Genomic DNA, 12,091 nt, shown 5'->3' on the forward strand with positions numbered 1-12,091 from the left:
CGGGTTCCTCATTCTGCGGCGACGCCGACGCCTTCGAGCCGGTCCTCCAGCTCCTCCGCGCCATGGCGCAGGGCGTCGAGCGTCTCGGGGTCGGGGGACCAGTAGGCGCGTTCCTGCGCCTCCAGCAGGCGGCTGGACATGCGGGCGGCGGCGGTCGGGTTCAGCTCCGACAGGCGCCGGCGCATGGCTTCGTCGAGCACGAAGGTCTCGGTCAGGCGCTGGTAGACCCAGGGGGCGACCTGGCCGGTGGTGGCGGACCAGCCCAGCGTGTTGGTCACCTGCGCCTCGATCTGGCGCACGCCCTCGTGGCCGTGCTTGAGCAGGGGTTCGTACCAGCGGGGGTTGAGGGCGCGGGTGCGCGTCTCCAGCGCCACCTGCTCGCTCAGCGAGCGGACCTTGCCGGTCCCGGTGGTGGAGTCGCCGATGTAGACCGGGGTTTCCGTCCCCCGGGCCCGGCGCACGGCGCGCCCGACCCCGCCCAGCGTGTCGAAGTAATGGTCGACGGTGGTGACGCCCAGCTCGACGCTTTCGAGGTTCTGGTAGGCGAGTTCGACGTCCGCCAGCGCCGCCTGCATCACCTCCGGCCGCGGCGCCGCCCGGCCGTCGCGGCCGTAGGCGAAGCCCTTGCGGGCCTGGTAGGCGTCGGCGAGCTCGTCCTCGTCCGCCCAGCCGCCGGAGCCGATCAGGTGGTTGACGTTGGCGCCGTAGGCGCCCTCGGCGTTGGAGAACACCCGCAGCGCCGCCGTCTCGAGGTCGCAGCCGATCCGCGCGGCATAGGCGAGCGTATGGGCGCGGACGGCGTTCTGGGCCTCGGGCTCCTCGGCGGAGGCGGCCAGCCAGGCGGCCTCGGCCAGCATCCGGGTCTGGATCGGCAGCAGGTCGCGGAACACGCCCGAGAGGGTCATCAGCACGTCGATGCGCGGGCGGCCCAGCTCCTCGAGCGGGATCAGCCGGGCGCCGCAGCTGCGCCCGTAGCTGTCGATGCGGGGCGCGGCCCCCATCAGCGCCAGCGCCTGGGCGATGGGCCCGCCGTCGGACTTGATGTTGTCCGAGCCCCACAGCACCAGCGCGACCGAGCGCGGGGCCGCGCCGTGGTCGGCGACATGGCGCGCGATCAGCCGGTCGGCCTGGCGCGCGCCTTCGCGCAGCGCGAAGGCGGTGGGCATGCGGAACGGGTCGAAGGCGTGCATGTTGCGCCCCGTCGGCAGCACCTGCGGGCTGCGCAGCAGGTCGCCGCCCGGCGCCGGCCGCACGAAGCGGCCGCCGAGCGCGCGCATCAGGGCGGGGGTCTCGTGATCCTCGCCCAGCAGGCGCGCGACCTCGGCGAGGGTCTGGGGGTCGGCGGCCTCTCCGGCGGCCTCGGCCATCGCCTCCAGCAGTCCGGCGCGGGCCTCGGGCGAGGGCGGGCGGCCGACGACGTGCAGGCCGTCGGGGATCAGGGCGCGCTCCAGCTCCAGCAGGCCGCGCCAGAGGGCGGAGGCCTCGTGCTCGGGGTCGCGCCATTCGGGGGACTCGGCGCAGAGGTCGAGGGCGGCGGCCTGGGTCTGGAGCAGGCGGGCGAGCTCGGTGCGCTCGGACGCGCCGGCGGCGCCCTCGCGCCACCGCTCCAGCGTCGCCTTCAGCTCGGCGAGGCCCTTGTAGAGGCCCGCGCGCCCCAGCGGCGGGGTCAGGTGGGTGACCAGCGTGGCGGCGGAGCGGCGCTTGGCCAGCGTCCCCTCGGAGGGGTTGTTGGAGGCGTAGAGATAGACGTTGGGCAGGTCCCCGATCAGCCGGTCGGGCCAGCAGTCGGGGCCGAGGCCGCACTGCTTGCCGGGCATGAACTCCAGCGCCCCGTGCATCCCGAAGTGCAGCGCCACGTCGGCGCGGAAATCCTCGCGGATCCAGCGGTAGAAGGCGGCGAAGGCGTGGGTGGGGGCGAAGCCCTTTTCGAACAGCAGCCGCATCGGGTCGCCCTCGTAGCCCAGCGTCGGCTGCAGGCAGACCGCGACCTCCCCGAAGCGGGCGCCGAGCACGAAGACGCCGGCGCCGTCGCTCTGCAGGCGGCCGGGGGCGGGGCCCCACTGCGCCTCGATCTCGCGCAGGTGCGGCTCGCGGGCGACCAGATCGTCGGCGGTCACGCGGGCGAGGATCGAGGCGGGCTGGCCGTAGACCTCGCCGCCCGCGAGCACCGCCTCGCGCAGGGCCTCGACGCTGGGGGGCGGGTCGACCCGCCAGCCCTCCGCCTGCATCGCGTGCAGGACGTTGTGCAGGCTCTCGAAGACCGAGAGATGCGCGGCTGTGCCGGCGGCGCCGGCGTTGGGGGGGAAGCCATGGATGACGATCGCCGCCCTGCGCTCGGCCGGGCGGGAGCGGCGCAGCGCGGCGAGGCGCGCCACCCGGTCGGCGAGGCGGTTCACCCGCTCGGGCGCCGCGCGCATCGCGTTCTCGCCGATGGGATCGAGGCCGCCGGCGGCGGAGTCGAGCCCCCGGCCCCCGAACACCATCGGCCCGGTGGCGCCGTCGAGCTCCGGCAGGGCCACGAGGATCGTCGCCTCCACCGGCCCCAGCCCCGGCCCCTGCGCCCAGGCGTCGAGGGTCTGGAACTCCACCGCGTGCGCGGCGACGTAGGGCACGTCGAGGGCGGCGAGCGCCTCTTCGGCCGCCGCCCCGTCGTTGTAGGCGGGCCCGCCCACCAGCGAGAAGCCGGTCAGCGACAGCAGCGCGTCGATGCGCGGGCCTTCGGGTCCGCGGAAGAAGGCGTCGATGGCAGGCCGCCCGTCGAGGCCGCAGGCGAAGGCCGGGATCACGGCGAGCCCCCGCGCCTCCAGCGCCGCGATGACGGCGTCGTAATGGGCGGTGTCGCCGGCCAGCACATAGGCCCGCATCAGGATCAGGCCGACCGTCCCCTTGGGCGCGTCCGGCGCCGGCAGGTCGGCGAGGTCCTCGGTCACCCGGGCCTTGAGGCGGGGGTGGTAGAGGCCGGTCTCGGGATAGCAGACGGGATCGGGGGCGGGGAGGGCCGCGGCGGCCCCGGCGCGCGGGCCGCGGGCGTAGCGGGCGGCGACGAAGCCGATCATCGCGGCCACGTTCTCGTCCGAGCCCGCCAGCCAGTACTGCATGGACAGGAAATAGGCCCGCAGGTCCTGCGCCTTGCCGGGGATCCAGCGCAGCAGGCGGGGCAGGCGGCGCAGCATCTCCATCTGGCGCGCGCCGCTCTGGTTGCGGCCGGCCGAGGCGCCGCGCAGGCGCTTGAGCATCGCCGCGAGCCCGCTCGCGGGCTTCGACATGTCGAGCTTGCCCATCCGGGTCAGCCGCACGACCTCGCCCGCCGACAGCAGGCAGATCATCGCGTCGCAGGCGTCGCGCCGCGCCTCCAGCGCCGGCAGGATCGCCTGCACGTGCTCGTCGAGGAACAGCATGTTGGCGATGACGATGTCGGCCTCGGCGATGGCGTCGCGGGCGGCGGCGAGCGTCTCGGGCCGCTCGGCCCATTCGGCGGCGGCGTGCACGCTCAGCCGCAGGCCGGGGGCGGAGCGGCGCAGCCGGGCCGAGGCGCGGGCGGCGGGACCGGCCACATGCCGGTCCATGGTCACCAGCGCGATCCGGATCGGCGGGGCGTCAGCGGGCATGATGGGCCTTCGCCTCGTAGAGCGTGTCGACGCCGATCGCGGCCAGCCCGCGCTCGGCCGCGTAGGCCTCGGTGTTGCGCCGCGCCCGGGCGCGCACGAAGAAGGGGACCTTGCGCAGCTCGCGCTCGGCGTCCTCGGTCCAGCCGGGGCCGCCGACGGCTGCTGCCGGGCCGGCCGAGGCCGGCCCGGCGGGCGCGGAGGTGGGATCCGCGCCACGGTCCGCAGGGGCCTGCGGACCGCCATGCGTCGCCAGGTGGGAGGGCCCGGCGGCGTCGTGGAACTCGAAATCGTCGCGGAACATGGTCAGGAGGTGCTCCTCCAGCCCCATGACCAGCGGATGGATCCAGGCGTCGAAGAGGACGTTGGCCCCCTCGAACCCCATCTGGGGCGAGTACCGCGCCGGATGGTCCTGCACATGGAAGGGCGCCGAGATCACCGCGCAGGGGATCCCCAGGCGCTTGGCGACGTGACGCTCCATCTGGCCGCCGAGGATCAGTTCCGGCCCGGCCGCCTCGATGGCGGCCTCCAGCTCGAGGTAGTCGTCGGTGATCGTGGGCTCGATCCCGTGCAGGCGGGCGCAGGCGCGCAGGCCGCGGGCGGCCTCGCGGTTCCAGCAGCCGAGGCCCACGAGGTCGAAGCCCATCTCCTCGACCGCCACCCGGGCGGCGGAGACGGCGCGCACGCCCTCGCCGAAGACGAAGACCCGCTTGCCGGTCAGGTAGGTGCTGTCGACGGAGGCCGCCCACCAGGGCTGGCGCAGCCCCGCCTCGGACCACGCCGCCGGCAGGCCGGCGAGCCCCGCCGCCTCGGCCAGGAAGTCGCGGGTGGCGCCGGCGCCGTAGGGGACGGTGGCGGTCATCGGCTGGTCGAGCTCGCGCGCGAGCCACCGGCAGGCGGTCTCGGCGATCTCGGGGTAGAGGGGGACGTTGAACCAGGCCGCCCCCAGCCGCGCGAGGTCGGAGGGCCGGGCCCCCAGCGGCGCGACCACGTTGACGGCGATGCCCATGCCGTCCAGCAGGCGCGAGATCTCGACCACGTCGTCGCGGTGGCGGAAGCCCAGCGCGGTCGCGCCCAGCAGGTTGCAGCTCGGCCGCTCGGTCCGCGGGCAGGGGACGGCGAGGCGGCGGACCAGCTGGTAGAAGGTCTCCGACGCGCCCCAGGTCTCCTTGCGCTGGTAGGAGGGGAGGTCGACGGCGATCACCGGGATCGGCAGGCCCAGCGCCTCGGCCAGCCCGCCGGGGTCGTCCTGGATCAGCTCGGCGGTGCAGGAGGCGCCGACGATCATCGCCTCGGGGCGGAAGCGCTCGTAGGCGGCGAGGCAGGCGTCGCGGAACAGGGTCGAGGTGTCGGCGCCCAGGTCCTGCGCCTGGAAGGTGGTGTAGGTCACCGGCGGCCGGGCGCCGCGCCGCTCGATCATCGTGAACAGCAGGTCGGCGTAGGTGTCGCCCTGGGGCGCGTGGAGGACGTAGTGCAGCCCCTCCATCCCCGTCGCGACCCGCATCGCGCCGACATGCGGCGGGCCTTCGTAGGTCCAGAGGGCGAGCTTCATGACGCCGCCTCCGGCGCCCGGGCGCCCAGGATCGCGCGGCGGCGGAGCGGGCGGGCGAAGAGCTCGGCCAGGTCGCCGGCCTGCTCGTAGAGGTGGATGGGCGAGAACACGAGCTCGATCGCCCATTTGGTCGCCAGCCCCTCCGCCTCCAGCGGATTGGCGAGGCCGAGGCCGCAGACGGTCAGGTCGGGCCGCGCGGCGCGGGCGCGGTCGAGCTGGAGGTCGACGTCCTGCCCCTCGGCGATCACCGGGCCGGCCGGCAGCAGGGCGAGTTCGGGCGCCATGATCGGGCCGTGGATGTAGGGGGCCGCGACCTCGAGCGGGACCATGCCGCATTCGCGGGCGAGGAACCGGGCCAGCGGGATCTCGAGCTGGCTGTCGGGGAACAGGAACAGGGAGCGGCCGCGCAGGGTCTCGGCGGCGCGGGCCACGGCGGCGCGGGCCCGGGCGCGGGGCGCGTCGGTGGCGGCGGCGAAGCGGTCGGCCGGCACGTCGAGCGCCTCGGCGGCGGCGGCGAGCCAGGCGGTGGCGCCCTCCTCGCCGAAGGGGAAGGGGGCGCGCAGGACGGTGGCGCCGCGCGCCTCCAGCGCCGCGGCGGTCGCGCCCAGGAAGGGCTGGGCGAGCAGCACCAGCGTGTTCGGGCCCACGCCCGGCGCCTGGTCGACGCGGCGGGCGGGCAGGCTGCGCACCGGGCCCGCGCCCATCGCTTCGAACAGGCGCAGGGCCTGGTCCTCGACCACGTCGGGCAGGGCGCCGGCGATCAGGAGCTGCGTCTCGCTCGTCTCCGGCAGGGCCGGGACCATGGCGGCGAGGCAGGCGTCCTCGCCCTCGGTGAAGGTGGTCTCGATGCCGGAGCCGGAGAAGTTCAGCACCTCGACATGCGGCGCATGGGCGGCGCTGAGGCGCTCGGCCGCCCGGCTCAGGTCCAGCTTGATGACCTCCGAGGGGCAGGAGCCGACCAGGAACAGGCGGCGGATGTCGGGGCGGCGGGCGAGCAGGCGGGCGACCTCGCGGTCGAGCTCCTCGTTCGCGTCGGCGAGACCGGCGAGGTCCTTCTCCTCCATGATCGCGGTGCCGAAGCGGGGCTCGGCGAAGATCATCACGCCGGCGGCGGACTGGAGGAGGTGGGCGCAGGTGCGGCTGCCCACCACCAGGAAGAACGCGTCCTGCATCCGCCGGTGCAGCCAGATGATCGAGGTCAGGCCGCAGAACACCTCCCGCTGGCCGCGCTCGCGCAGGATCGGGGCGTCGGCGCAGCCCGGCGCGGCGGGGGGCGTGAGGGGGCGGTTCATGCCGCGACCCCCGCGTCGGAGGGGGAGGCGCCTTGCAGGCGGGCGGCGCGCAGCTTCAGCACGAACTGGGCGGCGTTCAGCGCGTAGGCGGCGTAGGCCGCGAGCGCCAGGGCGATCAGCTCCCGCGGCGCGAGCCATCCGCCCAGCAGGGCGGCGACATAGGCCGCGTGCAGGGCGATCACGACGAAGCTGACCATGTCCTCCCAGAAGAAGGCCGGGGCCAGCAGCCAGCGGTCGAACACCGCCTTCTCCCAGATCGAGCCGGTGACCATGATCGCGGCGAGCGCGGCGGCCTTGACCACGATCGAGACGGTGGCCGCCTCGTAGCCCGCGCCGGTCAGCGCCCAGCGCGCCACGAGGGCCAGCGAGACGAGGAACACCGCGAACTGCAGGATCGCCAGCACGCCCTGGACCCGGGTCCAGACGCTTGCGTCGCGCCGGGCGCGTTGCTCGGGCGTGTAGAGCGCCCGGGAAGGGGTGGCGTCGCGGGACTTTCGGATCGGATCGACCACCGGGATCTCCTTGCGGGCGATGCTGGTCGAGGGAGCGTAGAGGCGCGCTGCTCCATGTGTCAATTTTAATTTACACATGCCCTGCTAGATTGACGTTTGAAACGGTCTCGATCCCGCTTTCACGCGATATTCATTGAGAAAACGGGCGCTTTCGCCGCGTTCCGGACGAGCGGGCGCCGCAGGGTCGTCACAAAGGCGTCAATACTGATTGACATCCGGGGGTCGACTCGCGGAGGATTTCCGGGACGCGCCACTCCCAGCGCAACAAGACGCGCGGCGAATCGCCGCTCACCGGGAGAGCGCCAGGGAGGGTCCCATGGGCCGCAAGCTGACGAGGACCGCATCCCGGTCCGACGACCCTGCCCAGGGCCCCGACGACATGCAGTCCGAGGAGCGCCTCAAGAAGTCGGTCGCCCGGTTCGAGAGCGAGCTTGCGGAGGAGCTGAAGTCGATCAATGCGGCGCGCGCGGCCCGCGCGCTCGCGGCGACGGCGATCGCCGAGCTCGCCCGCCGCTATGCGCCCCGCGCGCCGGCGGGGCGCAGCGCCCGGGTGCGCGGCGGCTTCGCGCCCGACGCGCCCACGATCGCCGAGTTATGCGCCGCCCTGATCCAGGACGACGACCGCCAGCGCCATCGCGTGCTGTCCCGCTTCCGCGCCTTCGGCATGAGCGGCGAGGAGGTGTTCAACAAGCTGATCCCCGCCGCCGCCCGCCGCCTGGGCGAGCTGTGGGTCGAGGACGAGATCGGCTTCACCGACGTCGCGCTCGGCGTCGCCCGGCTGGAGGAGACCGCCCGCTCGAACGAGCCCGCGACCGAGGCCCCCTCGCCCACCGCTGCGGAACGCCCGGACTGCGTGCTGCTGTGGGTGCCCAGCGAGGAGGAGCACACCCTGGGGGCCTTCATCGCCGCCAGCCGCTTCCGCAAGGACGGCTACGTGGTCGAGCTGATGATCGGCGCCCCGGACGACGAGATGGTCGCCGCCGCCGCGCGGCGCGCCTACGCCCTGGTCGGGATCTCCTGCGGCTCTCGCCGGCTGCTCGATCCGCTCCGGCCCGCCATCGACCGTCTGCGCGGCGTGCTCGCGCCGTCCGTTCCCATCGTGCTTGGAGGACCCATCGTCGACATCGAGCCGCAAGCCGCCGACGTCGTTGGCGCCGACGGTCTTGCATCCGACATAAAGTCAGCGCTCCGCCGACTTGAAAAGGCGGGCGCTAAGATGTCATATCGGTAGAGTCTTGCCGAAAGGCGAGAAACCGCCCTTTCGGATGGAAGAAGAATTCGTGAGCCACACAGGATCGCCCTCGCGCGACCTCCGCACGCTTGCGGAATTCCCATCCGAATTGATCGCGATGGCGCTGGCCGCGTCCGGCGACCTCGTGCTCGTTCTGGATGACCAGACCCGGGTGCTCGGCGCCTCGCTTGGAACCGACGTCCGCGCCACCGAGCGCATCGAGATCGCCCACTGGCGCGGCCAGCCCCTCACATCCCTGCTGACCGATGACAGCCGCCCCAAGCTCGACAAGCTGATGGCCGAGGCCGCCGCCGGCGGACCCCGCCGCGCGCGGGAGCTCAACCACCTCGACGGCACGCTCGAACTGCCGATCCGCTACATCGCCTTCAAGATCGACGGCCGCTTCCTGCTGGTGGGCCGCGACCTGCGCCCGATGGCCGAGCTGCAGCGCAAGCTGGTGCGCGCGCAGCTCGCGCTCGAGCAGGACTACGAACGCTTCCGCGAATACGAGACCCGCTACCGCGTGCTGCTGGAGACCTCGCGCGAGGCGCTGGCGCTGATCGAGGCCGACAACGGCCGGGTGCGCGACCTCAATCCCGCCGCCGAGCGGCTGCTGGGCGTCGCCGGCGGGGGCCTCGACGGCTCCGCCCTGTCCAGCGAGTTCGAGGACCGCAGCCGCGACGCCTTCGCCGTCGCCGCCAACCGCGCGGTCGAGACCGGAGAGCCGCAGAGCGTCGCCGTGCGCACCCGCCGCGGCTTCCGCGCGCTGACCGTGGACGCGCAGCTGTTCCGCGCCGGCGGCGAGGCGCTGCTGCTCTGCCGCCTGTTCCCCGAGGAGGCGCCCGGCGGAACCTCGACCGAGTTCGGGACGGCGCTCGCCGACCTGTTCCACAAGGGCGGCGACGCCATCGTGCTGACCGACGCCGAGGGCCGGATCGAGACGGCCAACGAGTCCTTCCTCAACCTCGTCGACGTGGCCGTGGCGCGCGAGCTGCGCGGCATGTCGCTCGCCGATTTCCTCGAGCGGCCGGCCGTGGACCTCTCGGTGATGACCGAGCAGGCGATGCGCACCGGGCGCCTCTCGGGCTTCGGCACAAGGGTGCGCACCCGCTTCGGCGCCGTCGTCTCGGTCGACATCTCGACCACGCATCTCTCGGGGCGCGAGCCGCTGACCTTCGCCTTCGTGATCCGCGATCTCTCGCGCCATGTCGGCGCGCGGGAGCCGGGGCCCTCGGTCGACGGGGAGGCGATGCAGAACGTCATCGACCTCGTCGGCTCCGCGCCGCTGAAGGAGCTGGTGGCCGCCACCGCCGACGTGGTCGAGCGGATGTGCATCGAGACCGCGGTGCAGCTGACCAACAACAACCGCGCCGCGGCGGCGGAGATGCTCGGCCTCTCGCGCCAGAGCCTCTACGTGAAGCTGCGCAAGTACAATCTCATCGGACGCAGCGACGACGCCTGACTGCCGGGGTCTGCCTGGCGGGGCCTGACCGCCGGGGCCTGACCGCCAGGCGGGGGTCGCGACGATCCTGCCGGGGCGAGGGGCCCGCGGGCGATGGCCTGCGCGCGGGGCGGGGCCGGGGCGCCGGGCGAGAATCCGCTTTGAGACCGGCGACTGTCATGTATAGTTGACAGTATGTCTGCAACCCAAACCTTACAGTCCCGCCGCCTCCCCCGACCCTCCGCGGTGCTGGAGCTGCTCAAGCCCGTCACCTGGTTCCCGCCGATGTGGGCCTATCTGTGCGGCGTGGTCTCCTCCGGCGTCGCGCTGGGGGAACGCTGGCCGGAGCTGCTGCTGGGCGCGGCGCTGGCGGGGCCGGTGGTCTGCGGGATGAGCCAGGCGGCGAACGACTGGTGCGACCGCCATGTCGACGCGATCAACGAGCCGGGGCGCCCGATCCCCTCGGGCCGGGTCCCGCCCGCCTGGGCGCTGGGCGTCGCGGCGGCGATGAGCCTCGCGGCGCTGGCGCTGGGCTGGCTGCTGGGCCCCTGGGGCTTCGGGGGCGTGGCGCTGGCGGTGCTGGGCGCCTGGGCCTATTCGCTCGAGCCGGTCCGCCTGAAGCGCTCCGGGATCTGGGGGCCGGGGCTGGTGGGGCTCTGCTACGAGGGGCTGCCCTGGTTCACGGGGGCGGCGGTGATGGCCGCGGCCGCGCCGGACGGGCGGGTCGTGGCGATCGCCGCGCTCTATGCGATCGGCGCCCATGGCATCATGACGATCAACGATTTCAAGGCGATCGAGGGGGATAGGGCGCTCGGCATCCGCTCCCTCCCGGTGGCGCTGGGGCCGGAGCGGGCGGCGCGGGTCCTGTGCGCGGTGATGGCCGCGCCGCAGGTCGTCGTCGTGGCGCTGCTGCTGGCCTGGGGTCTGAACTGGTCCGCCGCCGCGGTGGCGCTGGCGCTGGTCGCGCAGGCCTTCGCCATGCGCCGGATGCTGGGCGACCCCCGCGGCCGGGCGCCCTGGTTCAACGGCGCCGGCGTCGGGCCCTACGTGCTGGGCATGATGGCCGCGGCCCTGGGGCTGGGGCTGGGGCTCGGCTGAGGCCGCCCGCCCCGGAGACCGCGATGGAACGGAGAGGCGCGATGACCCTCGGCTGGTTCGGCATCATTCGGCTTGGCCTCGTGCAGATGGCCATCGGCTCGGTCATCGTGCTGACCACCTCGACCCTGAACCGGGTGATGGCGGTCGAGCTCGCCTTGCCCGCCGCCCTGCCGGGGCTGCTGGTGGGGCTGCACTACGCCGTCCAGCTCTCCCGGCCCGAATGGGGCCGACGCTCGGACGCGGGCGGGCGGCGCACGCCCTGGATCCTGCGCGGCATGGCGGCCCTGGCCGCGGGCGGGGCGCTGGCCGCGATTTCGGTGGCGCTGATGGCCCAGGCGACGGCGCCCGGCGTGGCGCTGGCGGTGGCGGCCTTCGCCCTGATCGGCGCCGGCGCAGGCGCTGCGGGCACCTCGATGCTGGCGCTGCTCGCCTCCGCCGTCGCGCCCGGGCGGCGGGCCGCCGCCGCCACCCTCACCTGGCTGATGATGATCGCCGGCATCGCCCTGACCGCCGGCGCCGTGGGCGCGGCGCTGGAGCCCTATTCCCATGCCCGGCTGGTGGCGGTGGTGGCCGTGGCCGTGCTGGCGGCCTTCCTGCTCGCCGCCCTCGCCGTGCGCGGGCTCGAGCGGCGCCTCGCCCCGCCCGCCGCCCCGGCCGGGCCGCGCCCGTCGCTGCCGATCGTGCTGCGCCAGATCTGGGCCGAGCCGCCGGCCCGCCGCTTTACGGTCTTCGTCTTCGTCTCGATGGTCGCCTACTTCATGCAGGAGCTGATCCTCGAGCCCTATGCCGGCCATGTCTTCGGCTTCTCCCCCGGCGCCTCCACCGCCCTGTCGGGGATGCAGAACGGGGGCGTCTTCGCGGGCATGGTCACGGTGGGGATCGCGGTCAGCGGCTTCCGGCTGGGCTCGCTGCGGCTGTGGACGGTGGGGGGCTGCCTCGCCTCCGCCCTCGCGCTCGTCGCGGTGGCGGCGCTGGGGGCGCAGGGGCCGGGGGCGCCGCTGGCCCCCGCGGTGGTCGCGCTGGGCTTCGCCAACGGGGTCTTCGCGGTCTCGGCCATCGGCTCGATGATGCAGCTCGTCGGCCAGGGCCGCGCCGGGCGCGACGGGGCGCGCATGGGCGTCTGGGGCGCGGCGCAGGCCGTGGCCGCGGGGCTCGGCGGCTTCGCGGGCGCGGCGCTGGTCGACCTCGCGCGGCTCGGCCTCGCGGCGCCGGCGGCCTATGGGCTGGTGTTCCTGCTCGAGGCCGCCCTGTTCCTGGTGGCCGCGCGCCTTGCGCTGGCGGCCGTCGTCGCCGCGCCCTCGCGCCCCGTGCCCGCCGCCCCCATCCCCGCCGCCCCCGTCCTCGTTCCCGGAGAGTGACC

At 74.4% G+C, this 12,091-nt stretch carries 8 protein-coding genes; 4 read left to right on the forward strand and 4 right to left on the reverse strand.

The window, feature by feature from the left end; all coding sequences use genetic code 11:
• Nucleotides 1-8: 8 nt before the first annotated feature.
• From BM064_RS03465 to bchF, 4 genes are read right to left on the reverse strand one after another with little or no spacing between them, the layout of a single operon-like run.
• Nucleotides 9-3,608: a magnesium chelatase subunit H gene (locus BM064_RS03465; protein ID WP_092857926.1), complete on the reverse strand. Its 3,600-nt coding sequence runs from the start codon at nucleotides 3,606-3,608 to the stop codon at nucleotides 9-11.
• Nucleotides 3,598-5,157, reverse strand: coding sequence for a ferredoxin:protochlorophyllide reductase (ATP-dependent) subunit B (bchB, locus tag BM064_RS03470; RefSeq protein WP_092857928.1), 1,560 nt, complete (start codon nucleotides 5,155-5,157; stop codon nucleotides 3,598-3,600). The genes BM064_RS03465 and bchB overlap by 11 nt, the downstream gene beginning before the upstream one ends.
• Nucleotides 5,154-6,449 carry a ferredoxin:protochlorophyllide reductase (ATP-dependent) subunit N gene (locus BM064_RS03475; protein WP_092857930.1) on the reverse strand — a complete coding sequence of 432 codons (1,296 nt, stop codon included), beginning with the start codon at nucleotides 6,447-6,449 and terminating at the stop codon, nucleotides 5,154-5,156. Before BM064_RS03475 ends, bchB begins: the two co-directional genes overlap by 4 nt.
• Entirely contained in the window at nucleotides 6,446-6,961 is a 516-nt protein-coding gene (gene bchF / locus BM064_RS03480) for a 2-vinyl bacteriochlorophyllide hydratase (RefSeq protein ID WP_245779042.1), read from the reverse strand. Before bchF ends, BM064_RS03475 begins: the two co-directional genes overlap by 4 nt.
• 316 nt (nucleotides 6,962-7,277) lie before the next feature.
• On the opposite strand from bchF, the gene BM064_RS03485 reads away from it, so the two are divergent.
• From BM064_RS03485 to BM064_RS03500, 4 genes are all read left to right on the forward strand, one after another.
• The gene (locus tag BM064_RS03485; RefSeq protein WP_092857934.1) at nucleotides 7,278-8,192 is read left to right on the forward strand and encodes a cobalamin B12-binding domain-containing protein; all 915 of its coding nucleotides are present in this window, start codon (nucleotides 7,278-7,280) and stop codon (nucleotides 8,190-8,192) included.
• A gap of 49 nt (nucleotides 8,193-8,241) precedes the next feature.
• On the forward strand, nucleotides 8,242-9,654 hold the full coding sequence (gene ppsR, locus BM064_RS03490; RefSeq protein WP_177236131.1) for a transcriptional regulator PpsR: 1,413 nt from the start codon (nucleotides 8,242-8,244) through the stop codon (nucleotides 9,652-9,654).
• A 174-nt stretch (nucleotides 9,655-9,828) separates the two neighbouring features.
• On the forward strand, nucleotides 9,829-10,731 hold the full coding sequence (gene chlG, locus BM064_RS03495; RefSeq protein WP_092857938.1) for a chlorophyll synthase ChlG: 903 nt from the start codon (nucleotides 9,829-9,831) through the stop codon (nucleotides 10,729-10,731).
• Between the two features lie 41 nt (nucleotides 10,732-10,772).
• On the forward strand, nucleotides 10,773-12,089 hold the full coding sequence (locus BM064_RS03500) for a BCD family MFS transporter (protein ID WP_092857940.1): 1,317 nt from the start codon (nucleotides 10,773-10,775) through the stop codon (nucleotides 12,087-12,089).
• Nucleotides 12,090-12,091 lie beyond the last annotated feature (2 nt).

The sequence above is a fragment of the Albimonas pacifica genome, from assembly GCF_900113695.1.
Taxonomy (GTDB): domain Bacteria; phylum Pseudomonadota; class Alphaproteobacteria; order Rhodobacterales; family Rhodobacteraceae; genus Albimonas; species Albimonas pacifica.

What these genes read in the sequence shown, in the direction of transcription:
- chlG (WP_092857938.1), top strand. Translation starts at nt 9,829, where the DNA reads ATGTCTGCAACCCAAACCTTACAGTCCCGCCGCCTCCCCCGACCCTCC.
- BM064_RS03465 (WP_092857926.1), bottom strand. Translation starts at nt 3,608, where the DNA reads ATGCCCGCTGACGCCCCGCCGATCCGGATCGCGCTGGTGACCATGGAC.
- BM064_RS03500 (WP_092857940.1), top strand. Translation starts at nt 10,773, where the DNA reads ATGACCCTCGGCTGGTTCGGCATCATTCGGCTTGGCCTCGTGCAGATG.
- bchB (WP_092857928.1), bottom strand. Translation starts at nt 5,157, where the DNA reads ATGAAGCTCGCCCTCTGGACCTACGAAGGCCCGCCGCATGTCGGCGCG.
- BM064_RS03475 (WP_092857930.1), bottom strand. Translation starts at nt 6,449, where the DNA reads ATGAACCGCCCCCTCACGCCCCCCGCCGCGCCGGGCTGCGCCGACGCC.
- BM064_RS03485 (WP_092857934.1), top strand. Translation starts at nt 7,278, where the DNA reads ATGGGCCGCAAGCTGACGAGGACCGCATCCCGGTCCGACGACCCTGCC.